General features: G+C 72.7%; 24 protein-coding genes. 12 read left to right on the forward strand and 12 right to left on the reverse strand.

The window, feature by feature from the left end; genetic code table 11:
* Window positions 1-16 precede the first annotated feature (16 nt).
* The gene (nagB, locus tag SZN_RS02785) at window positions 17-802 is read right to left on the reverse strand and encodes a glucosamine-6-phosphate deaminase (protein WP_007491228.1); all 786 of its coding nucleotides are present in this window, start codon (window positions 800-802) and stop codon (window positions 17-19) included.
* Between the two features lie 833 nt (window positions 803-1635).
* On the opposite strand from nagB, the gene SZN_RS02790 reads away from it, so the two are divergent.
* Window positions 1636-3102, forward strand: coding sequence for a sensor histidine kinase (locus tag SZN_RS02790; protein WP_043727782.1), 1467 nt, complete (start codon window positions 1636-1638; stop codon window positions 3100-3102).
* Window positions 3103-3306: 204 nt separating this feature from the next.
* Here SZN_RS02790 and SZN_RS02795 read toward each other — a convergent pair whose 3' ends face one another.
* Together SZN_RS02795 and SZN_RS02800 are read right to left on the reverse strand one after the other, a co-directional pair.
* Window positions 3307-3564, reverse strand: coding sequence for a WhiB family transcriptional regulator (locus tag SZN_RS02795; RefSeq protein ID WP_007491230.1), 258 nt, complete (start codon window positions 3562-3564; stop codon window positions 3307-3309).
* 318 nt (window positions 3565-3882) lie between these two features.
* Complete coding sequence (locus SZN_RS02800; RefSeq protein WP_007491231.1) at window positions 3883-4851, reverse strand: diacylglycerol/lipid kinase family protein; 969 nt, start codon at window positions 4849-4851, stop codon at window positions 3883-3885.
* A 171-nt stretch (window positions 4852-5022) separates the two neighbouring features.
* Here SZN_RS02800 and SZN_RS02805 point away from each other — a divergent pair, with 171 nt between their 5' ends.
* Entirely contained in the window at window positions 5023-5466 is a 444-nt protein-coding gene (locus SZN_RS02805; RefSeq protein ID WP_007491233.1) for a hypothetical protein, read from the forward strand.
* Window positions 5467-5490: 24 nt separating this feature from the next.
* Here SZN_RS02805 and SZN_RS02810 read toward each other — a convergent pair whose 3' ends face one another.
* From SZN_RS02810 to SZN_RS02820, 3 genes are all read right to left on the reverse strand, one after another.
* The gene (locus tag SZN_RS02810; RefSeq protein ID WP_007491234.1) at window positions 5491-6642 is read right to left on the reverse strand and encodes an RNA polymerase sigma factor SigF; all 1152 of its coding nucleotides are present in this window, start codon (window positions 6640-6642) and stop codon (window positions 5491-5493) included.
* Between the two features lie 17 nt (window positions 6643-6659).
* A complete protein-coding gene (locus SZN_RS02815) occupies window positions 6660-7073 on the reverse strand; it encodes an ATP-binding protein (protein WP_004925829.1) in 414 nt (137 codons plus the stop codon).
* Window positions 7074-7343: 270 nt separating this feature from the next.
* A complete protein-coding gene (locus tag SZN_RS02820; RefSeq protein WP_007491235.1) occupies window positions 7344-7604 on the reverse strand; it encodes a UBP-type zinc finger domain-containing protein in 261 nt (86 codons plus the stop codon).
* A 129-nt stretch (window positions 7605-7733) separates the two neighbouring features.
* Here SZN_RS02820 and SZN_RS02825 point away from each other — a divergent pair, with 129 nt between their 5' ends.
* Complete coding sequence (locus SZN_RS02825) at window positions 7734-9329, forward strand: Na+/H+ antiporter (RefSeq protein WP_007491236.1); 1596 nt, start codon at window positions 7734-7736, stop codon at window positions 9327-9329.
* Window positions 9330-9348: 19 nt separating this feature from the next.
* Here the strand turns inward: SZN_RS02825 and SZN_RS02830 are convergent, their stop codons facing one another.
* Both SZN_RS02830 and SZN_RS02835 read right to left on the reverse strand, forming a co-directional pair.
* Complete coding sequence (locus SZN_RS02830) at window positions 9349-10263, reverse strand: 1-aminocyclopropane-1-carboxylate deaminase/D-cysteine desulfhydrase (protein WP_007491238.1); 915 nt, start codon at window positions 10261-10263, stop codon at window positions 9349-9351.
* Between the two features lie 31 nt (window positions 10264-10294).
* Entirely contained in the window at window positions 10295-10885 is a 591-nt protein-coding gene (locus SZN_RS02835) for an N-acetylmuramoyl-L-alanine amidase (protein WP_007491240.1), read from the reverse strand.
* A 294-nt stretch (window positions 10886-11179) separates the two neighbouring features.
* Between SZN_RS02835 and SZN_RS02840 the strand changes: the two genes are divergently transcribed.
* From SZN_RS02840 to SZN_RS02850, 3 genes are all read left to right on the forward strand, one after another.
* The gene (locus SZN_RS02840) at window positions 11180-12586 is read left to right on the forward strand and encodes a family 2B encapsulin nanocompartment shell protein (RefSeq protein WP_007491244.1); all 1407 of its coding nucleotides are present in this window, start codon (window positions 11180-11182) and stop codon (window positions 12584-12586) included.
* A gap of 111 nt (window positions 12587-12697) precedes the next feature.
* Window positions 12698-13819 (forward strand): family 2 encapsulin nanocompartment cargo protein polyprenyl transferase, encoded by a 1122-nt coding sequence (locus SZN_RS02845; protein ID WP_007491245.1) that lies wholly within the window; start codon window positions 12698-12700, stop codon window positions 13817-13819.
* A 533-nt stretch (window positions 13820-14352) separates the two neighbouring features.
* Window positions 14353-14970, forward strand: coding sequence for a GNAT family N-acetyltransferase (locus tag SZN_RS02850; protein WP_007491246.1), 618 nt, complete (start codon window positions 14353-14355; stop codon window positions 14968-14970).
* A 382-nt stretch (window positions 14971-15352) separates the two neighbouring features.
* Here the strand turns inward: SZN_RS02850 and SZN_RS02855 are convergent, their stop codons facing one another.
* Complete coding sequence (locus tag SZN_RS02855) at window positions 15353-15943, reverse strand: TetR/AcrR family transcriptional regulator (RefSeq protein ID WP_007491247.1); 591 nt, start codon at window positions 15941-15943, stop codon at window positions 15353-15355.
* A 136-nt stretch (window positions 15944-16079) separates the two neighbouring features.
* Between SZN_RS02855 and SZN_RS02860 the strand changes: the two genes are divergently transcribed.
* The 4 genes from SZN_RS02860 to SZN_RS02875 all read left to right on the forward strand — a co-directional run bounded on the left by SZN_RS02860 (window position 16080) and on the right by SZN_RS02875 (window position 18097).
* Entirely contained in the window at window positions 16080-16664 is a 585-nt protein-coding gene (locus SZN_RS02860) for a dihydrofolate reductase family protein (RefSeq protein WP_007491248.1), read from the forward strand.
* Between the two features lie 26 nt (window positions 16665-16690).
* The gene (locus SZN_RS40265) at window positions 16691-16918 is read left to right on the forward strand and encodes a hypothetical protein (protein ID WP_007491249.1); all 228 of its coding nucleotides are present in this window, start codon (window positions 16691-16693) and stop codon (window positions 16916-16918) included.
* 136 nt (window positions 16919-17054) lie between these two features.
* Window positions 17055-17468: a YciI family protein gene (locus SZN_RS02870; protein WP_007491250.1), complete on the forward strand. Its 414-nt coding sequence runs from the start codon at window positions 17055-17057 to the stop codon at window positions 17466-17468.
* A 296-nt stretch (window positions 17469-17764) separates the two neighbouring features.
* On the forward strand, window positions 17765-18097 hold the full coding sequence (locus SZN_RS02875; RefSeq protein ID WP_007491252.1) for a DUF952 domain-containing protein: 333 nt from the start codon (window positions 17765-17767) through the stop codon (window positions 18095-18097).
* Between the two features lie 56 nt (window positions 18098-18153).
* On the opposite strand, the gene SZN_RS02880 is transcribed toward SZN_RS02875, so the two are convergent.
* On the reverse strand, window positions 18154-18894 hold the full coding sequence (locus SZN_RS02880; protein ID WP_007491254.1) for a VOC family protein: 741 nt from the start codon (window positions 18892-18894) through the stop codon (window positions 18154-18156).
* A gap of 143 nt (window positions 18895-19037) precedes the next feature.
* Here SZN_RS02880 and SZN_RS02885 point away from each other — a divergent pair, with 143 nt between their 5' ends.
* On the forward strand, window positions 19038-20180 hold the full coding sequence (locus SZN_RS02885; protein WP_007491256.1) for an inorganic phosphate transporter: 1143 nt from the start codon (window positions 19038-19040) through the stop codon (window positions 20178-20180).
* A 159-nt stretch (window positions 20181-20339) separates the two neighbouring features.
* Here SZN_RS02885 and sodN read toward each other — a convergent pair whose 3' ends face one another.
* Complete coding sequence (gene sodN, locus SZN_RS02890) at window positions 20340-20735, reverse strand: superoxide dismutase, Ni (protein ID WP_007491258.1); 396 nt, start codon at window positions 20733-20735, stop codon at window positions 20340-20342.
* Window positions 20736-20880: 145 nt separating this feature from the next.
* Between sodN and sodX the strand changes: the two genes are divergently transcribed.
* On the forward strand, window positions 20881-21318 hold the full coding sequence (sodX, locus tag SZN_RS02895; protein ID WP_007491260.1) for a nickel-type superoxide dismutase maturation protease: 438 nt from the start codon (window positions 20881-20883) through the stop codon (window positions 21316-21318).
* On the opposite strand, the gene SZN_RS02900 is transcribed toward sodX, so the two are convergent.
* Window positions 21222-21851, reverse strand: a complete 630-nt coding sequence (locus SZN_RS02900) for a CGNR zinc finger domain-containing protein (protein WP_007491261.1) — start codon at window positions 21849-21851, stop codon at window positions 21222-21224. The two genes, sodX and SZN_RS02900, sit on opposite strands and share 97 nt — an antisense overlap.
* Window positions 21852-21932: the final 81 nt, after the last annotated feature.

The following is a 21932-nucleotide window of genomic DNA, read 5'->3' on the forward strand; positions in this document are numbered from 1 at the left end:
TACGCGGGGGAGGGCGTCAGATCCCCTGCCAGTCCGGCTTGCCCGCGTAGGTGTGGCGGAAGTAGTCCGCCAGCTTCAGCTCGGAGGCGGCCGCCTCGTCCACGACGACCGTCGCGTGCGGGTGCAGCTGGAGCGCCGACGCCGGGCACACGGCCGCGACCGGTCCCTCCACGGTCGCCGCCACCGCGTCCGCCTTGCCCTCGCCGGTGGCCAGCAGCACCAGGTGCCGGGCCTCCAGGATCGTGCCGATGCCCTGGGTGATGACGTGGTGCGGCACCTGCTCGATGTCGCCCCCGAAGAAGCGTGCGTTGTCGACGCGGGTCTGCTCGGTCAGGGTCTTGATCCGGGTGCGCGACGCCAGCGAGGAGCACGGCTCGTTGAAGCCGATGTGCCCGTCCGTGCCGATGCCCAGCAACTGCAGGTCGACGCCGCCGGACCGGGCCAGTTCCGCGTCGTACGCCTCGCACGCCTTCTGGACGTCCTCGGCGGTGCCGTCGGGGCCCATGAAGGCGTCCATCGTGATCCCCAGCGGCTCCAGCACCTCGCGGCGCAGCACCGACCGGTAGGACTCCGGGTGTTCGGCCGGCAGCCCCACGTACTCGTCGAGCTGGGCGATCCGCGCCCGCGAGGCGTCCACGGCGCCGGAGCGCACCCGGGCCGCCAGCGCCTCGTAGACCGGCAGGGGGGTCGACCCGGTGGCCACGCCGAGCACGGCGTCGGGCTTGCGTCCGAGCAGCCGGGCCATGGCCTCGGCTATCAGTTCGCCGCCCGCCTTGGCGTCCGGAACGATGACAACTTCCACGCTGGGCCTGCCGATCTGAAGAGGGACTCGAAGGGCACCCTGAAGGGGCATGTGGTTTAGACCAATCTAACAGAGCGTGGCCTCCCGGCCCAGGTGAACGGCGGCCCGTGCGCACCCCGCGTCGTCCCGCTCGGGGGCGCGATCGTGACCGTCCTCCGCCGCGGCGCGGACGCCGGGCGCACGCGAGCAGGGAGGGGCGCCAAGACGACCGCGACCCCGTGTCCGCCCGCCCCCCCCGCGCCCCCCCCGCGACCTGGCCGCGGCACGGCCCGGGAGATCGCGATCGCCCGGGGCCGGGACCCGGACGCCCCGCGGGCCCCGGCGACGATGACGGAGACCGGCCGACTCCGGGCGGCGGGCGGGCCGTCGGCGCCCCGGGGAGATTGCCGCGGCCGACCGGCCCCGCACAGGAACCCACACGCGTTAGGCTGCGTGGTGTACGCGTGGGCGGTCCGCCGGGCCCGGGTCCGCCGGAGGCCCGCGCGAAAGCATCAACAACAAACAGGCTCCCACGCATGGACACGCCCGAGTGGTCTAGTCCACAATGCGGAGGGAGTGCGTAGCACGAGAACGCACCGACTTCCGTCTTCCCCGCACAGGAAGGCGGACCGAGGAACCGGAGCTCTCTGCCCTGACTGCCCCGGCTCCTCATCCTTCGGCCGGCCGGGACCGCACACCCGACGGCCGATGTTGCTCCGGGCTGCGGTGCCGGGAGGGTTGAGGGTCCCTCCCAGGCGCCGCGGCCCGCGGGTGTCTCCGGGGCCGGTCCGCGTCCCGGCCTCCGGTCTCGGGCCCCGTCCGCCACCCCGGGTACGCTCGGCCCCGTGCCCTCCATGAACGAACTCGTACGCCAGCACACGGCCCTCGACGACTCCGACCTCGAGTGGCTCCACCTGCTGGTCTCGGAGTGGCAGCTGCTCTCCGACCTCTCCTTCGCCGACCTGGTGCTGTGGGTCCCCACCAGCGACGGCACCCGCTATGTCTCGGTGGCGCAGATGCGGCCCAACACCGGCCCCACCTCCTACCAGGACGACATGGTCGGCCATCTCGTCCCGCGGGGCCGCCGTCCGATGCTGGACGCCGCGCTCGACGAGGGCCGCATCGTGCGCGAGGGCGACCCCGAGTGGCGCGAGGAGGTCCCCGTCCGCGTCGAGTCGATCCCGGTGCGCCGGGAGGGGCGGGTGCTGGGCGTGATCGCCCGCAACACCAACCTGCTGACCGTGCGCACCCCGAGCCGGCTGGAGCTGACGTACCTCCAGAGCGCCTCCGACCTCGCCCAGATGATCGCCGCCGGCGCGTTCCCGTTCGCCAACCAGCAGGTCGACATGGACGCCTCGCCCCGGGTCGGCGACGGGCTGATCCGCGTCGACGCCGACGGCCTCGTCCAGTACGCCTCCCCGAACGCGCTCTCCGCCTACCACCGGCTCGGCCTCGCCGCCGACCTCGTCGGCCACCACCTGGGCCACACCACCGCCGAACTGGCCCCGGCCCAGGGCCCGGTGGACGAGGCCCTCGCCAAGGTCGCGAGCGGGTGGGCGCCGCGCGAGTTCGAGATCGAGTCCGACGACGGCGTCATCCAGTTCCGGGCGATCCCGCTCAAGCCCAAGGGCATCCGGATCGGTTCGCTGGTGCTGCTGCGGGACGTCACCGAACTGCGCCGCCGCGAGCGCGAACTGATCACCAAGGACGCCACCATCCGGGAGATCCACCACCGGGTGAAGAACAACCTCCAGACCGTGGCCGCCCTGCTGCGGCTCCAGGCCCGGCGCATCGAGTCCGACCGCGGCCGCGAGGCCCTGGAGGAGGCGGTGCGGCGCGTCGGCTCCATCGCCATCGTGCACGAGACGCTGTCTCAGAACCTGGACGAGCGCGTGGAGTTCGACGACATCGCCGACCGGGTGCTGGCCATGGTCGCCGAGATCTCACCCGGCAAGGTGACCGGCCGGCGCACCGGCCGCTTCGGCATCCTGGACGCCGAGGTCGCCACCCCGCTGTCGATGGTGCTCACCGAGATCCTCCAGAACGCCCTGGAGCACGGCTTCCGCGACGGCGACACCGGCACGGTCGAGGTCTCGGCCGTGCGCGGGGGCACGACCAAGCAGGCCCGCCTGCTGGTCACCGTCCAGGACGACGGCGTCGGCCTGCCCGAGGGGTTCGACCCGCACACCGCCGGCAACCTGGGCCTGCAGATCGTCCGCACGCTCGTGGAGGGCGAACTGGGCGGCACCTTCGACATGGTCCCTGCGCCCGAGCGGGGAACCCGGGTGATCCTGGACATCCCGGTGCGGCCGCACAAGTAGCGGCGCCCGGCGGGCAGTCGGCCCCCCCCCGCGCCGGGTCCGCGCACGGTGAAGAGCCCCGGACCGCGCGGTCCGGGGCTCTTCACTCAGTGCTGCGCTCTTGCTAGGTGCACCGTGGGTACTGCGCGCTGCGGCTCGGGGGCGGGAGATGCGTACGCGGTGTACGCGCCGCCAAGCTCAGGCTGTTCTGGCGGGGTGCGTGTGTCAGGCGGTGGCCTGACGGGCCCGGTTGCGAGCGGCGCGGCGCTTCATGGCGCGGCGCTCGTCCTCGCTGAGACCACCCCAGACGCCGGAGTCCTGACCGGACTCGAGCGCCCACTGCAGGCACTGCTCGATCACCGGGCAGCGGCGGCAGACGGCCTTGGCTTCCTCGATCTGCAGCAGCGCAGGACCGGTGTTGCCGATGGGGAAGAAGAGCTCGGGGTCTTCCTCGCGGCAAACGGCGTTGTGACGCCAGTCCATGTCTGCTACCTCTCCTAGGTATTACGTGCTGATTGCTTGTGAATGTGAACGCTTTCACGAATCCCTCAACAAGTGAAGGGCCGACCGCCAGGTTCCCTGGCGAGGTCCTGTGTTGTGAGAGGGGTTCCGGTGATCAGTGGAGGCCGGTCTTGCGGGCCGTCCCGATCGCCACGTAGAGACTCGCAAACCTCAGCGGCGGATACAACCCCTTCCGGAAAGTTTTTTTTGATTCCTCGGTGTCGACTAGGTCACAGCCGTACTTCCATGGGGTGGATGCTGGCCTAAACGTTCGAGTGAAAGGACTTTAGCCCGTTCCGCTCACACAATCACACGCAGTGCCCGGCGTACGCCTGTGAACGTCACGCTCGTACGCAGTCCGAGGTGGTCGCCGTCCATCTGAAGGGGCAGAGGGACCTTCGAATGCAAGGTGAAGCGGTCAAGGTCGTGCAGCGTGACCGCGTGCTTTCCCCGGGCCCCGCGCTCGGGGGACGAAGTGAGCAACTGGGTCGCATACCGGGCAACCGCGACCGTGGACATCCGGCTGAGGCCGAGCACGTCCAGGCCCCGGTCGAACGACGCCTTAGGCGCCGCGTACACCGGGCGATTGCCCAGATACGTCCACGGAGCGGTATTGCAGACTATGGACAGCACCAAATCGGTCACCGGGTCCTCGCCCGGCCGCTCCAGCGTGATCGTGCCGTGCCGGCGATGGGGTTCCTGAAGGAACTGACGTATCACCTGGCGCAGATAAAGAGCGTGCGTGGATTTCTTGCCGCGCTCGCGCTGCTGCTCGACGCGCCCCACCACCCCCGCGTCGAAGCCGAGCCCGGCGCAGAAGGTGAACCACCGCGACGGCACCCCTTCGTCCTCGGTGCCCGGGGTGCCCGCCGCCAGGCCCATGCCGACCGTGCGCTCACTGCCCTCGCGCAGGGCGTCGAGCAGGGCTCCGGTCGCCTCCACCGCGTGGTTGGGCAGGCCCAGGGCGCGGGCGAAGACGTTCGTGGAACCGCCCGGGACCACCGCGAGGCGGGGCAGGCGGTCGGGGTCGGGGCCGTGGTGCAGCAGGCCGTTGACGACCTCGTTCACCGTGCCGTCGCCGCCGAGGGCGACCACCAGGTCGACGTCGTGGCTCTCCGCCGCCTGCCGGCCCAGGTCGCGTGCGTGGCCGCGGTACTCGGTGGTGACCGCGTCGAGCTTCATCTCGCTGGCGAGCGCGTGGATGAGGACGTCGCGCGTACGTGCGCTTGTGGTGGTTGCCGCCGGATTGACCACGAGGAGTGCACGCATGACTGGCAGCGTACCTACCGGGGGGTACCGGGCACAGGCCGAGGTGGGGATCCGGTAAGAGATCACGCGTGAGGCTCGCCACGGGCCGCGCACCAGGCGGCTCCCGGTGCTGCGACCGGCGAGGGGGCCTCGGCTGCGGGCGGTGGAAGGGGGGAGGGCTACCCTTCAGGGGTGACCAAGGAGCAGACCCCCACCACCCCGGAAGCCGCCGACCCGCGCCCGCGGCGGCTGACCCACGCGGCGGCCCTCACCGCACTGGAAGGGCTGGCGCTCACGATCGGCGGCCTCTGGGTGGTCGTGCTCGGGTTCGTCGGACAGCCGACCGACCGGCGCCAGGCGGTCACCCTCGGCGTGACGCTCGTCGTGCTCGCCCTGCTGCCGCTGCTCGCCGCCCGGGGGCTGCTCGCCCAGCGGTCCTGGAGCCGGGGGCCGGCCGTCATCACCCAGATCCTGGCGCTGCCGATGGCCTACGGCCTGCTCCGGGCCGACAGCATCGCGATTCCGGCCGGCATCGCCATCGCCGTGACGGCCGTCTGGGCGCTGGTGCTGCTGATCAACCCGGAGACCACGCGGGCCCTCGGCATCCGGGGACCCGGCGCCGCGCAGGACCGGTGACCCGCGGCGGCTCCCGGCGAGCCGTCACTCCTCCACGAGCAGCTTCTCCCGCAGCTGGGCCAGGGTGCGGGCCAGCAGCCGGGAGACGTGCATCTGGGAGATGCCGACCTCCTGCGCGATCTGCGACTGGGTCATGTTGCCGAAGAAGCGCAGCAGCAGGATCCGCTTCTCCCGCGGCGGCAGGTCCTCAAGCAGCGGCTTGAGCGACTCCCGGTACTCGACGCCCTCCAGCGCCTCGTCCTCCGCGCCCAGGGTGTCCGCGACTGCCGGGGACTCGTCGTCGGTGTCGGGGACGTCCAGGGACAGCGTCGAGTACGCGTTGGCGGACTCCAGGCCCTCCAGGACCTCCTCCTCCGAGATCGCGAGCTTCTCGGCGAGCTCATGGACCGTGGGGGAGCGGCCGTGCTGCTGGGACAGCTCGGCGGTGGCCGTCGTCAGGGCCAGGCGCAGCTCCTGCAGACGCCGCGGCACCCGCACCGCCCAGCCCTTGTCCCGGAAGTGCCGCTTGATCTCGCCGACGACCGTCGGGGTCGCGTACGTCGAGAACTCGACGCCGCGGTCCGGGTCGAAGCGGTCGACCGACTTGATCAGGCCGATGGTGGCGACCTGCGTCAGGTCGTCCAGGGGCTCACCGCGGTTGCGGAAGCGGCGCGCCAGGTGCTCGACGAGCGGCAGATGCATACGGACCAGCCGGTTGCGCAGCTCCGCGTACTCCGGGCTGCCGTCCGCCAGCGTGCGCAGTTCGACGAACAGGGCTCTGGCCCCGCTGCGGTCCTGCGGGTCGTGCCGTGTGGCCTGCGCGCCGCGGGCGCCCGTCGCCTTGTCCCCGGCGTCTCGCTCGTGCTCGCTCATCGTCCCGCCCGTCGCCCTCTCCCGAGCCTTCGCCCCCGCCCCCGTCTTCGGCTCAGGTCGAGCGGTGGGACCTCCTTGGACGGGGGAGACCCCGATCCGCCCGCCCGGGGACACGCCCCGCACGGCACCCGCCGCGTCCGGCCCCCCGTCCAGGAGACCGCTCACCACGGAGTCGTCCTCCGGGTGCGGCCGGGCCTGCTCGGGGATGCCGTCGACGCCGTCCGCCATCCGCCGGGAACCGCCCGCTCCCGATCTCCTCGTCGTGTCCGAGCCGGTGGCGGTGCCGTCCGGCAGCTCACGTGTGCCGCGCTCTTCGTCCCGCACCGGCCCGTCCCCGTCCTTCACGCCGGCCCGGGTCCCGCGCCGCGCTGTTTGTAGAGGCTGATCGACACGGTCTTGTCCTCGTCCACGGCGGACGAGACCTTGCCCGCGAGCGCCGACAGGACGGTCCAGGCGAAGGTGTCCCTGGAGGGGGCGTGACCGTCCGTGGTCGGGGCCGAGACGGTGACCTCCAGCGAGTCGTCCACCAGCCGGAAGACACAGCTGAGCACCGAGCCGGGCACGGCCTGCTGGAGCAGGATCGCGCACGCCTCGTCGACCGCGATGCGCAGGTCCTCGATCTCGTCGAGGGTGAAGTCCAAACGGGCGGCGAGGCCGGCGGTCGCCGTACGCAGCACCGACAGGTAGGCACCCGCGGCCGGCAGCCGGACTTCCACGAAGTCCTGGGTCGCGGGCTCGCCTGCGATCTGGGACACCCTCACCTCCAAGGTGGTACAAGCTTCTCGGGGCCGAGGGTCGCCCCCCGGAGTAACGCGATGTGTGGTTCAGCGGTGACGCTATCGCGCTCCGAACTTTCCTGTCCCCAGGACCCCAACCCCTTGCTGTCACTCATAGTAAACACACGGATACGCTCCGTGGCTAGGGGGTCTGCGGGCCCAATCGGGAAGAGCGCGCGCCGGTTTGACGTACCCAGACGTCAGACGGTCGAACCGTCCCGCTCCCGGGCCGTCCAGGGTACGACGCCGTCACACCAGCACGTGGTCGACGAAGCACCAGCGCCACTGCTCACCGGGCTCGAACGTGCGCATGACCGGATGGCCGGACTGCTTGTGGTGCTCCGTGGCGTGGCGTCCGGGCGAGGAGTCGCAGCAGCCGATGTGGCCGCAGCCGAGGCAGATCCTCAGCTGCACGGGGTGGGTGCCGTCCGCCAGGCACTCGAGACACGTCTCGCTGAGCGGAGCCGGGTCCGGGTGCGGCAGCCCTTCGGCGTGCGTGCACTGTTTCATGATTGCCAGGTTACGACGGGCTCACCGGCGTCCGCGCGCGAAATCGCGGGCCGGGGAGCCGTCGACCGGCACGGACGGGGACGATGTGCGGGTGCACGAGCGCGCGACGGATGAGGGTGGGCGAGAAGCATGGACGTGATGCCACTACTGCTGCTGGTGGCGGGCAGCGCCGTGATCGCCGCGGCGGCCCGGCGCACCCCCGTGCCGGCGCCGCTGCTGCTGGTCGCGGCCGGACTCATGGTGTCGTACGTGCCGGGGGTGCCCGACTACACCCTCGAACCGGAGATCGTGCTGCCGCTGGTCCTGCCCCCGCTGCTGCACTCGGCCGCCACCGACAGCTCCTACCTCGACCTGCGCGCCCAGGTGCGGCCCGTGGCGCTGCTGTCCGTCGGATACGTCCTGTTCGCGACCCTGACCGTCGGCTACGCCGCGTATCTGGTCGTGCCCGACCTCCCGCTGACCGCGGCCCTGGTGCTCGGCGCGGTCGTGGCGCCGCCGGACGCGGTCGCCGCGACCGCCGTGGCCCGCAGGGTGGGGCTGCCGTCGCGCATCACCACCATCCTCCAGGGCGAGTCCCTGGTGAACGACGCGACCGCCATCACCGCCTACCGCGTGGCGGTGGCCGCCGCCATCGGCGAGGGCGCGACCTGGGCCGGCGGCATCGGCGAGTTCCTGCTGGCCGCGGTCGGCGGCGTCGGCGTGGGGCTCGTGCTGATGGTGCCGATCCACTGGCTGCGCACGCACCTGAGGGAGGCACTGCTGCAGAACACGCTCTCCCTGCTGATCCCGTTCGTCGCCTACGCGGCAGCCGAACAGGTGGGCGCCTCGGGTGTGCTGGCCGTCGTGGTCGTCGCGCTCCACCTGGGACACCGCGCGTGGGAGGTCGACTTCGCCACCCGGCTCCAGGAGGAGGCCGTGTGGAAGATGGTCGCCTTCGTGCTGGAGTCGGCGGTCTTCGCCCTGATCGGCCTGCAACTGCCGGTGGTCCTCAAGGGACTCGGCGAGTACGAGGGCGGCATCGCCGTCTGGTACGCGATCGTGGTGTTCGCCGTGGTCGTCGCCTCCCGGTTCGTCTGGGTGTACCCGGCCACCTTCCTGCCCCGGATGATGTCGCGGCGCATTCGGGAGCGCGAGGACAACCCCACCTGGAAGGCGCCGTTCGTGATCTCCTGGGCCGGGATGCGCGGCGTGGTCTCCCTCGCCATCGCCTTCTCGATCCCGGTCACCGCCGACGGCGGCGAGGCGTTCCCCGAGCGCAACCTCATCCTCTTCCTGACCTTCACCACGGTCATCGGCACCCTGGTGCTCCAGGGCGTGACGCTGCCGCCGCTGATCCGGCTGCTCAAGCTCCCCGGACGGGACACCCAGGCCGAGACCCTCGCCGAGGGGAACGCCCAGGCGCAGGCGTCCCGCATCGCCGAACAGCGCCTGGGGGAACTCCTCGCCGACGAGCGCAACGCCCTCCCCGGGCCGCTCGCCGACCGGCTGCGCGCGGTCCTGGAACGCCGCCGCGACTCCGTCTGGGAGCGCCTCGGCCAGGCCAACCCCGTCACCGGAGAGTCCGTCGACGACACCTACCGGCGGCTGTCCCGCGAGGTCATCGGCGCGGAGCGCACGGTCTTCGTGAAGCTGCGCGACGGCCGCTACATCGACGACGAGATGCTGCGCACCCTGCTGCGCCGGCTGGACCTGGAGGAGGCGGCGGCCTACCGCGAGGGGCGGTGAGCGGGCCGGGCGCGAGGGGTCATGCCGCGAACGGGGCTCCGGTGACGACGGCCGCGACCGTCGTCCCGCGCGCGAAGGCGCCCTCCTCCGCGAGGGCGAGAAGTCCGTACAGCAACTTGGCGACATAGAGACGTTCCACGGGCAGCCCGTGCCGCGCCTCGAAATCCTGTGCGAAGGCGTCGAGTTCGGGAGTCGTACGGGCGTACCCGCCGAAGTGGAACCACTCGTCCAGCCACCAGTCGCCCCGGGGACCGCCGAACGCCGCGGTCTGCAGGGCGCGGACCTCACCGGAGAGGAAGCCGCCCCTGAGCACCGGGACGCCCAGGGCCCGTTGCCCCGGGCCCAGTCCGGCGGCGAGACCCGCGAGGGTGCCACCGGTGCCGCAGGCGACCGCGACCACGTCGGCCCGCCCGCGCAGCTCCTCGCCGAGCGCCACGCAGCCCCGTACGGCGGCGGTGTTGCTGCCGCCCTCCGGGACGACGTACGCCCCCTCGGCACCGGTCTCGCGCAGCACGGCCGCCAGGACCCGCGGATCGCTCTTGCGGCGGTAGGCGGCCCGGTCGACGAAGTGCAGCCGCATCCCGTCGGCGGCGCAGCGCGCCAGCGAGGGGTTCAGGGGGCGGCCGGCGAGCTCATGGCCGCGCACCACGCCGACCGTGGGCAGCCCCAGGAGGCGGCCCGCGGCGGCCGTGGCGCGCAGATGGTTGGAGTAGGCGCCGCCGAACGTGAGGACGGTACGCCCGTCGGCGGCGGCCAGGTTCGGCGCGAGCTTGCGCCACTTGTTGCCGATCAGTTCCGGGTGGATCAGGTCGTCCCGTTTGAGCAGCAGGCGCAGCCCGCGCCGGGTGAACCGCTCGTCGGCCCGCTCCTGCACGGGCGACGGGAGCCGGGGGCGCAGGGCGTCGAGGCCGGGGACGGCGTCGGGGCTGGTCACCCGCCCATTGTCGCCCGGCCGCGGGGCGCCGCTACTTCAGCCGCTCCCGGATCCGCTCGCGCATGGACGCCATCGAGAACCCGCGCGGGTCGACCTTCCCCGGCTGCCACTCCAGGTGCCCGATGACGGAGCGCTCGGACCATCCGTGGTGGCGGCAGATGGCGGCCGACACGCGCGCGATGGCGTCGAGTTGCCTCTCGGGCCAGGGGTCCTTGCCGTCGCCCAGGTTCTCGCACTCGAAGCCGTAGAAGTGGCGGTTGCCGTCGGTGTTGGACTCGTTGTCGGTGGGCAGCGCCTTCTCCGCGATGACCGCGCGCAGCACGTCGTCGTCGCCGAGTCCGGCGTGGTTGGCGCGGCCGTAGCCGACCAGGTGGACGCGGCCGTCCTTGGTGATCACGCCGTGGCACAGGGGGCCCGGCAGCCCCTCGTAGCCCTTGCGGCAGAGCTCCACCGTCTGCGCGCTGCCCCTGGTCGCCGTGTGATGGATCATCACCCCGTTCACGGGGCCCCACGGACCCACCTGATTGCGGTTGTGGTTCTCCCAGTCGCCCACCTCGACGACGGTCGTGCCCTCCGCGCGGAGCCTGTCCAGGAATCTCCCGGCGGACATGGGTGTGGCCATGAGCGCCTCCTTCGTGCCGAGTGCCGGGCCGCCGTGCGCGGCCGGCCTGTACGGGTGCTTTACCGAATACGGACGGGAGGACTCCTCTACTCGCACAGCGTGCGATCCGTTTCGGACAAACCCCGTGCCCGCGGCCGAGGGGCGAGGGCCCTCTTTTTGCCCATCAACTCCGTGATCCATTCCCGCTCTTTCGGGTAATAGCATCGGCACACTCCGTGATGGAAGGCTGGTGGGGCAGATCGCGATGCGTGGCGCCACCGCGGCGCCGGAGCACGACCGGGAGGGCAATTCCACATGTCGGTAGGCGAAGAGGTCCACACGGAGCAGGCCAAGACGCAGCAGAGTCTCGGCACCGCGGCCGCGCGGAACCTGGCCACCACGACCAAGTCCGCGCCGCAGATGCAGGAGATCAGCTCCCGCTGGCTGCTGCGGACGCTGCCCTGGGTGAACGTGCAGGGCGGCACGTACCGGGTGAACCGGCGACTGACCTACGCCGTCGGGGACGGCCGCATCACCTTCGTCAAGACCGGCGACCAGGTCGAGGTCATCCCCGCCGAGCTGGGCGAACTGCCCGCGTTGCGGTCGTACGAGGACGAGGAGGTGCTCGCCGAGCTCGCCCGGCGCTGCCGGCAGCGCGAGTTCGCCGCGGGCGAGGTCATCGCCTCCTTCGGCAGCCCGACGGGCGAGGTGTACCTGCTGGCGCACGGCAGGGTCGAGAAGATCGGCACCGGCCCCTACGGCGACGACGCGGTCCTCGGCGTCCTCGCGGACGGCGCCTACTTCGGCGACGCCGCGCTGGTCGACCCCGACGCCATCTGGGAGTACACCGCCCGTGCGGCCACCGCCTGCACGGTGCTGGTCCTGCCCCGCCAGGACATCGAGCAGATCGCCGAGCGCGCCGAGTCCCTGAGCGGCCACCTCGAACAGCTGCGGACGATCCCCTCCCAGCGCACCAACAAGTACGGCGAGAAGGCGGTCGACCTGGCGGCCGGCCACAGCGGCGAGCCGGACATCCCGCACACCTTCGTCGACTACGAGGCCCGCCCCCGCGAGTACGAACTGAGCATCGCCCAGACCGTGCTGCGCATCCACACGCGCGTGGCCGACCTCTACAACCAGCCGATGAACCAGACCGAGCAGCAGTTGCGGCTGACGGTGGAGGCCCTCAAGGAGCGCCAGGAGCACGAGCTCGTCAACAACCGGGAGTTCGGACTCCTGCACAACTGTGAGTACGACCAGCGGATCCAGCCGCACGACGGGGTGCCCGGCCCCGACGACATGGACGAGCTGCTGTGTCGCCGGCGGGGCACCAAGCTCCTTCTCGCCCACCCGCGCGCCATCGCGGCGTTCGGGCGCGAGCTGAACAAGCGCGGCCTCGTCCCCGAGACCATCGAGGTGGCGGGCAACCGCATCCCCACCTGGCGCGGTGTGCCGATCTACCCGTGCAACAAGATCCCGGTCACCGAGGAGCGCACGACCTCCATCATCGCCATGCGCACCGGCGAGGCGGAGCAGGGGGTGATCGGGCTCCAGCAGTCCGGCATCCCGGACGAGATCGAGCCGAGCCTGTCCTGCCGGTTCATGGGCATCAACGAACAGGCCATCATCAAGTACCTGGTGACGGCCTACTACTCCGCCGCGGTCCTGGTGCCGGACGCCCTCGGCGTGCTGGAGAACGTCGAGATCGGGCGCTGGCGGTGACCCTTCGCGCCGGTCCGCCGTGTCCGGTGCCCGCGGCGCGGGTAGACCCTCCCGGGAGACGCCCAGCCGTTGCGGAGGAGCCACTGTCCGCCGACTCTCCGAGGCGATGCCATGGGTGAGTTCATGACGAAGACGCAGCAACGCCCCGTAAAGGCGCGGCAGTCGACCGAGACGTTCGAAAGGCGGGGGCCCACGACCACCGACAGGGACGGCGGGCCCGAGGCGGAGGTGATCCTTGAGCGGGTGCGGGCGTGTGTCGACCCCGAACTGCGGGCGGCCGTCGAGTCGCTGCCGCCGTCGATACGACGCGTCGCGCTCCATCACTTCGGCTGGCAGCACCCGGACGGCAGCCCGGCACCCGGTGGCGCGGGCAAGGCGATCCGGCCGGCGCTGGTGCTGACCGCGGCCTCGGCGCTCGGCGGACCAGGGGCGCGCGAGGCGGCGGTAGGGGCGGCGGTCGCGGTGGAGCTGGTCCACAACTTCACGTTGCTCCACGACGACCTGATGGACCGGGACACCACCCGCCGGCACCGGCCCACCGCGTGGTCCGTGTTCGGTGACGCCGACGCGATCCTCGCCGGGGACGCCTTGCAGGCGCTGGCACTGCGGCTGCTCGCCGAGGACCCGCACCCGGCGTCCGCGGCGGCGGCCGCCCGGGTCGCGACCTGCGTCATCGAGCTGTGCGCCGGTCAGCAGACGGACACGGCGATGGAGCGGCGGCACCCCGGCGAGGTCGGCCTCGACGAGGTGCTGACCATGGCCGAGGCCAAGACCGGCGCCCTGCTGGGGTGCGCGTGCGCCATCGGCGCGCTGTACGCGGGCGCGGCGGACGAGGACGTGGCGGCGATGGACGCGTTCGGCCGGGAGGCGGGGCTCGCCTTCCAGCTGATCGACGACGTCATCGGCATATGGGGCGACCCCAGCCGCACCGGCAAGCCGGTCGGCGCGGATCTGGCCGCCCGCAAGAAGTCCCTGCCGGTCGTCGCCGCCCTGAACTCGGGCGGACCGGCGGCGGCCGAACTCGCCGAGCTGTACGGGACGCCGTACGACGGTGAGGACCTCCAGCTCACCGCGCTCGCCGTGGAGCGGGCCGGGGGCCGCGACTGGGCCCAGGCCCAGGCCGCGGACCGGATGGCACGCGCCGTGCAGGAGCTGGCCCGCGCGGTGCCCGACCCGGAGGAGGCGGGCGGACTGCTGGCCCTCGCCGAGTTCGTGACCCGGCGCAGCAACTGACCGGCCGCGGCGGCCGGCGGCCATGAGGACCCCGGAGCCTTCGGGCCGTACGGACCTGACCCCGTGCGGATCCGGAGGCTCCGGACCCGCGGGTCCCGCACATCCCCACGGTGTGCGGGGCCCGTCCTTGCGTACGGTTCGCGCGCGGGCACGGTTCGCGCACCGGCCCGGTGCGCACGGCTCGCGCGCCTGCGCCGTGCGCGGGGCGGGACGAGGGCTCCGGGACGGACGTCACGAGGAGCGCGCGCCTGCGCCTGCGCGGGGCCCCGGGTGCGCCCGGGGCGCTCAGGCCGCTCGACCCGTGTGGCGGGTTCGCGAAAGACTTCTGCTGGGCCCCTTTTGCCCCTTGGGCCGCGGCAGGCCACGTTCGCCCGTCAAGGCGCGGCGTCCGGTGCGGCGAGTGGGGGTACCTCCCACGCCCTTGAGGCAGCGGGGGGAGCGTGCCGGGCGTCGCGGCGGGGCGAACGTCGCCGGCCGCGGCCCTGGCAACCACCCTACGATCAAGGCCGGTTGAGACGAAGGGGCGAGGACACATGGGCGTGGCGATCCGGACGGCGGGCGCGGCGGACCGGGAGCGGGTGGTCCGGCTGCTGGACTCGGCGTTCCAGGACGATCCGGTGTGCGGGTGGGTCTTCCCGGCTGAGGAGCGCCGCCGGGCCGCTCATCCCCGGCTCATGGCCGCCTTCACCGACATCGTGCTGGCCCACGGCTGGATCGACGTCACCGAGGACGGCACCGCGTGCGCGCTGTGGATGCCGGTCCCGGCGGAGGCGCCCGCGCAGGACGACGAGGGCCCGGCCCGACTGCGCGAGGCCGTCGATCCGGAGAACGAGCGGGTGGAGCTGATAGGCCGCCTCACGGCCGGCATCCATCCGGCGGGCCGCGCCCACGCCTACCTGTGGATGATCGCCGCGGCACCGGGACGGCAGGGCGAGGGCCTGGGCACCGCGCTCATCACCTCGGTCCTGGAGCGCTGCGACCGTGACGGCACCGGTGCCTATCTGGAGGCCAGCAGTGCCCGCGGCCGGGCGCTGTACGAGCGGCTGGGCTTCGAGCCGGAGGGGCGGCCCCTCGACCTGCCGGACGGCCCCCGGATATGGCCGATGTGGCGCACTCCGCGCACGGCGGGGTCCGTCGGCGGTTCGGCGTGATCGCGTAGGTGCGCCGGACCCCGGCTCGGGCCGGACCCGGTGCTTCGACGACCCCCGGCACGTCGGCGACCCCCGGCACGTCGGCGACCCCCGGCACGTCGGCGGCGCGCGGGCACCGCGCGCGTGACCCCCGTACCTCGCCGGTACTCCGGTGCCCCCGCACTCGGACACCCGGCCGCCGAGGAACCCGCCGCGCCCGCGCCCGCACTCGGACACCCGGCCGCCCGAGGAACCCGCCGCACCCGTACTCGCGCCCGCACCCGTACCCGCGCCCGGTGCCGATGTCGATGCGGGTTCTGGCGCGTCGCCGGAGGCACTTCCGCCGGCCGACCGCGAACCGGTGGGGAGCGCGCGGCGAGATGCGTGCCTACGCCGGGCCCGGCTACTCCGCGGGCACGATCGTCGCCGCGATCCGTTCGACCAGGCCGTCCGGGATCTCGACGCCGGGCAGGACGCCGTCCAGCGCCCCCGGCAGTGTCAGGTGCTCCAGGATCAGCCCGAGCATCGCGAGATGGAGCACCGTGACCACCTCGTCGCCGCCGGGGAGCCCCGCCGCGCGGTGGAAGGCGATGCCCTCGTCGAGGTCGCCGCGTACGGAACGGGTGAGGGAGGCGCGCAGTTCGGGGCGCCGGGTGGCCTCAAGGCGCATCTCCAGAAGCGCCAGATGGCCGGTGCGGTCGGCGGTGGCCCGCCGCATCACGTCGTGCATGAAGGCGGTGACCAGAGCGCGGTCCTTCGGCCCCGCCAGCAGCCCGGCGATCACCTGGGGGTCGGGTGCGAGCCGCTCGTGCAACCGGGCGTCGAGCTGGCGGAGAAGGTCGTCGCGCCCGGTGAAGTAGTTGGACGCCGTGCCGACCGGCACCCGCGCCTCCGCGTCCACCGCGCGGAAGGTCAGCCCCCGCGCCCCCTCGCGGGCCAGCACCTCGGCGGCCGCGTCGACGAGGACGGCCCGCCGCTCCGGATTGCCCGCCATGCGGAATCTCCTCTCTCACTTCACGCCGGTACGTGAGAACCCCACCACACCACTTGCAACCACTACAAATGAAGCACTACAAATGAAGCACTGCAACCATAGTGGTTGTGGTGTCGCCGTACGAAAAGAGACCGGCTTGCGCAAGCTCACCTACTTCATCGCCTGCTCCCTCGACGGCTTCATCGGGGACCCGGAGGGCGACGCGACGGAGATGTACCGCTTCGTCGACGAGGAGTTCACGGAGTTCCTCACGGCGCACTACCCCGAGACGATCTCCACCCCCGGTCGCCGCGCCCTCGGCCTCGACCACCTGGAGAACAAGCGGTTCGACACGGTCGTCCAGGGCCGCGGAAGCTACGACGTGGCCCTCAAGGAGGGCATCACCAGCCCGTACGCCCACCTGCGCCAGTACGTCGCCTCCCGCGGTCTGACCGAGTCGCCCGACCCGCAGGTCGAGTTGATCACGGACGACCTCATCGGCAAGATCCGCGAACTCAAGGCGGAGCGGGGCGGACTGGACATCTACCTGTGCGGCGGCGCGCAGCTCGCCGGGGCGCTGTTCGGCGAGGTCGACGAACTCGTCGTGAAGAGCTACCCCTTCGCGTACGGCACGGGCATGCCGATGTTCGCATCGGCCTCCGGCGTACGGGAGTTCGGCCTCGACGAGGTCCGGGCCTTCGGCAACGGCGTCGTGGTCCGCACGTACGGCAGGAAGCGCTGAGCCGCCGACCGCCCTACCCTGAGGACATGGGCAGCGAAGAGCACCACTGTCCGGACTGCGGACAGCCCGTCGACACGGTCGTCAAGCGGCACAAGACGCTGGGCATCTGGGTCCCCACCTGGGTGGGAGGCCCCTGCGAGAACCCCGACTGCGGGGCGTCGGCACATACGGGTGACATCCCCGGCGAGCGGCACCGGGGGAGCGGCGGGCAGCGGGCCGAGCGCCCCGCCCCGCCCGCCGCGGAAGACTCCTGAACCCCGTGTCCAGTGCCGTGCCGGGCGCCGCGAGCCGGTGAACCCTCCCGGTCACAGCACAGGATTCCCGGCCCGGCTCCGACATCCCCCGCGAGAACCGCCCGCCGCGGGCGGCCCGAGCCGAAGGAGCGGAGTGATGAAGTACCTGGTCATGGTGCGGGGCACCCAGCAGGACTACGACGCGATGCAGGGCAAGGGGTCGGAGCACTCGGTGGCCTGGAGCCCGCAGGACGTCCAGACGATGTACGCGTACATGCAGGCCGTCAACGACGACCTCGCCGAGACCGGTGAGCTGATCGACGCGCAGGGACTCGCCGAGCCCGCCAGGATCCGGCACGTCACCCTCGGCGGCGACGGCAGCGCGGTGGTCACCGACGGCCCGTACGGCGAGACCGAGGAGATGCCCGCCGGCTACTGGGTGCTGGAGTGCGCGAGCCTGGAGCGCGTCACGGAGATCGCCGACCGCGTCACCCGCTGCCCCCAGCCCGAAGGAGCCCCCGTCCACCCGGTGGAGATCCGGCCCGTCCTCGACGGCGCCGGCGACATCTGACCCGCACCCGGGCGGCGGCGCGACAGCCCGGGGAGAGCCGCGCAGGCAGGCCGCACCGCTCGCGAGCCGCCGCCCTGGACGCGCGTACGCAGTCCGCAGCCCGCGAGCCGCCGCCCTGGACGCGCGTCCGCAGCCCGCGAGCCGCAGCCCGGAACCCCGCGTACGCAGTCCGCAGCCCGCGAGCCGAAACCGCCGTGCGCGGAGCCCTCGTACGCGAGCCGCCGCCGCCCGCAGCCCGCCCGCCCCACCTCCGTAGCGGGAGTGCCACACCCTGGTGGGCACCGTAGCCTCGCCCCATGACCGCAGACCCCCGCATCCTCCACATCACCGAGCGCTCCCTGTGGGAGGCCGCGCGCGAGCACGGCACGTACGAGATGTCGACGCGCGGCCGCACCCTGCGCGAGGAGGGGTTCATCCACTGCTCGACCCGCGCCCAACTCCCCACCGTGGCGGGCTTCCTGTACGGATCGCCGGGCGACCGGGACGACCTGGTGGTGCTGGTCGTGGACCCGGCGCGGCTGACGGTGCCGGTGAGGTACGAGGCACCCGGGCCCGGCGGCGAGGAGTTCCCGCACGTGTACGGGCCGATCCCGGTGGACGCCGTGGTCGACGTGGAGCCGTGGCGGTGAGCGGCGGCCGTACGCGGACGACGGTCCCGCGCGTCACCGGCCCCCGCTGACGGCCCTCAGGAGGCGGGCAGGCCACCGGTCCGCGGATTCCGGCCCGTCAGGCAGTACGTGCCGCCCGCAGGGTCCCGCATCACCGTCCAGTGCGGGAACTCGGCGACGACGGCCGCGCCCAGCTCCCCGTGCCGCACGCGGGTCGCGGCGATGTCCGCGCAGGCCAGGTCCGGATGGGCGGAACCGGGCCGCTCCTCGCCGAGCCGCTGGAGCAGGACACGCACCGGCAGCCCGGCCGGCGGCCGCAGCACACGGAACTCCGGCAGTGAACCGGGCGCCGACGTCCAGTCCGTCAACAGCCCGCTCCAGAAGGCGACTTCGCCGTCCCAGCGCGAGGGCGGCACATCGAGGCAGACCTGGTCCAGCCGGCTGCCCCGCACCACGGGCGGCCGGACCGCCTCCCCCCGCCAGGGCACCGCGCAGAACAACTGCCCCGCGGGTGACCGCAGTACGGCCCAGCCGTCGTGCTCGGCGGCCAGGGCGGCGCCCCCGCCGAGCGCGCGCCGCACGAACTCCCCGACGTCGTCCGCGGCGAAGTCGAGATGCGCGCCGCCCGCGCCCGCGTCCACGCCCTGCACCGTGACGCAGGCGTCCTCCCCGCCCGTCGGCAGCAGGGTCGCGAACTCCGCCTTCCCGCCGAGGAACGCGGAGAGCCGGGTCCCGGTCACCGCGGTCCAGAAGGCGTGCGCCCGCGCGAAGGAGGCGGCGGGCCGGTCGACGAAGGCGTACGTCCAGCGGATGCTCATCCGGCGATCGTAGATCCGCCGCCGGCGCGCGCACCCGGCCCGCCGACCCGCCGCCTCCCGGGCACCGACGGCGCGGCCCGCTCCCGGGACACGCTCCGCCGCCGGTACCCCGTATCCCGGCCCCCGCTTGTTTGCATGGGGGAATGGATCACATCACGTTCCTGGTGGTGGTCGTCATCGCGACGGCCCTGGCCTTCGACTTCACCAACGGATTCCACGACACGGCGAACGCCATGGCCACCTCCATCGCCACCGGGGCCCTGAGACCGAGAACGGCGGTGCTCATCAGCGGGGTGCTCAACGTCGTGGGCGCCTTCCTGTCCACCGAGGTCGCCAGGACGATCTCCGGCGGCCTCGTCGACGACGCCCTGGTCACCCCGGGCATGGTCTTCGCGGGGCTGGTCGGAGCCGTGCTGTGGAATCTGCTGACCTGGCTCCTCGGGCTGCCGTCCAGCTCCTCGCACGCGCTGTTCGGCGGGCTGATCGGGGCCGTCTGGGCGGGCGCCGGGGCGAGCGGGGTGCACGTCGAGAAGGTCGTCGAGAAGGTCCTGATCCCGGCGGCGGCCTCGCCGGTCGTGGCCGGGACGGCGGCCCTGCTGGCCACCCGCCTGGCCCTCCGGGTCACCGCACGCGCCCGCGAGGACGCGGTCGCCGACGGCTTCCGCCGCGGCCAGATCGCCACCGCCTCGCTGGTCTCCCTCGCCCACGGCACCAACGACGCGCAGAAGACGATGGGCGTCATCACCCTCACCCTGATCTCGGCGGGCGCGCTCCACCGCGACGCGGGTCCGCCGCTGTGGGTCGTCGCCGCCGCCGGCCTCGCCATCGGCCTCGGCACCTACCTCGGCGGCTGGCGCATCATCCGCACCATGGGCAAGGGCCTGGCGGAGATCCGCGCGCCGCAGGGCTTCGCCGCCGAGACGGCGTCCACGACGGTCATCCTCACCTCGGCCCACCTGGGCTTCGCCCTGTCCACCACCCAGGTCGCCGCCGGCTCCGTCCTGGGCGCGGGCCTGGGCGGCCGGCCCGCCCGGGTGCGCTGGAACGTGGCCGGGCGCATGCTCCTGGCGTGGCTGGTGACCCTGCCGGCCGCCGCGCTGCTCGGCGGCGGGTCCGCGAGCGTGGTCGAGCACGGCGGCACCCTCGGTACGACCGCGGTCGCCCTGGCCGCCGGCGGCCTCGCCCTGGTCATCGTGCTCCTCGCACGCCGCAACCCTGTCGGCGCGCACGACGTCAACGACGACCAGCCGCTCGCCGAGCCGGCCGGGACGGGCACACCGGTCTGACCGAACGCACACGCACGCACCCCCCTTGAGCCCCACCGCCAGCCCCGCCCCGGCACCGTCACCCGCCCCGGCACCGTCACCCGGCACGCCGAAGGGGCCCGCCCGGTGAACCGGTCGGACCCCTTCGGTATGCCGCGAGAACGGCGAAGAAGCCTGGAGTCAGGCCTTCTTCGTCTCCCAGAAGATCTTGTCGATCTGGGCGATGTAGTCCAGCGCCTTCTGGCCCGTCGCCGGGTCGGTGGAGCCCTTCGCCGCCGACAGGGCCTTCAGGGCGTCGTTGACGAGCTGGTGCAGCTCCGGGTACTTCTCGAAGTGCGGGGGCTTGAAGTAGTCGCTCCAGAGCACCGAGACGTGGTGCTTCGCGAGCTCGGCACGCTGTTCCTTGATGACGGTGGCACGCGCCTGGAAGTGCGGGTCGTCGTTGGCGGCCATCTTCTCCTGGACGGCCTTCACCGACTCCGCCTCGATGCGGGCCTGGGCCGGGTCGTACACACCGCAGGGCAGGTCGCAGTGCGCGCTGACCTTGACCTTGGGGGCAAACAGGCGGGAAAGCATGGAGCATTCCTTCCTCGTGATCGTCTTCTCAGGTGGGACATTACTCCCTGCAAGAGAGGTTTTCGCGAGTGCCCCCGTGCGCTTAGTACAAAAGTCCGGGGTCAGACTGGGACTGGTGGAGGACCGTACCGGGGAGGTGCCGGGCATGCCGGAGTTGTCGCAGGAGACCGAGCACGGGCGGGCGGAGGAGCGGCCCTTCGGGTGGGCCGAGGTGACCGGCCCGTCGATGGTGCCGACGCTGCGCCACGGCGATCTGCTCGTCGTCCGGCACCGGGCCCGCGTCAGGCCCGGGGACATCGTGATCCTGCGCCATCCGTTCCAGCAGGACCTGCTCGTCGTCAAGCGCGCGGCGGAGCGCCGTGAGGGCGGCTGGTGGGTGCTGGCCGACAACGGGTACGCCGGGGGCGACAGCACCGACTACGGCGTCGTGCCCGACGAACTCGTCCTGGGCACGGTGCGGCTGCGGCTGCGGCCCCGCAGGCCGGATCAGCGCTCGCCGTTCGCGCTGGCCCGCTGGGCGCTGTCGGCGGTGCGGCCGGTGTTCGCCGACCGGTCCGCCTCCAGGCGCTTGCGGGCGCGGTAGGCGGCCACGTTGGCGCGGGTCGCGCAGCGGTCCGAGCAGTAGCGCCGGGAGCGGTTGGTGGAGGTGTCCAGATAGGCGTTGCGGCACGGTGCCGCCTCGCACAGGCCCAGCCGGTCCACGCCGTACTCCGTCAGATGGAAGGCCAGCCCCATGGCCGCGATGGCCGCGTAGCCGGCGGTCGCGTTGGACGGGTGGTCCGCCAGGTGCATGTGCCACAGGGGGCGGCCGTCGTCGTCGCGGACGTCGTGGCCGGAGATCTGCGGGCTGACCGGGAACTCCAGGAGCAGGGAGTTCAGCAGGTCGACGGCGAGGGTCTCGTCGCCGCCGTCCGCGGCCTCGAACACGGCGCGCAGCCGGGCCCGCACCGACCGGAACCGCGTGACGTCCGCCTCGGTCGCCCGGCGGGCCGCCGACCGGTTCACGCCGAACAGGTCGCGGACGGCCTCGACAGTGGTCAGGGAGTCCTTGCCCCGGGCCGGCTCCTCGCTGTTGACGAGGCGTACGGCGTAGTCCGAGTAGTAGGCCAGTTCCACTTGAAGTCCTTACGGAGGCGGTCTGTCGTCGCGGTGCGGACGGGTAACGGCTGATCGTGGCTTCAGGGTATTACGTGACCA

Source organism: Streptomyces zinciresistens K42, assembly GCF_000225525.1.
GTDB lineage: Bacteria > Actinomycetota > Actinomycetes > Streptomycetales > Streptomycetaceae > Streptomyces > Streptomyces zinciresistens.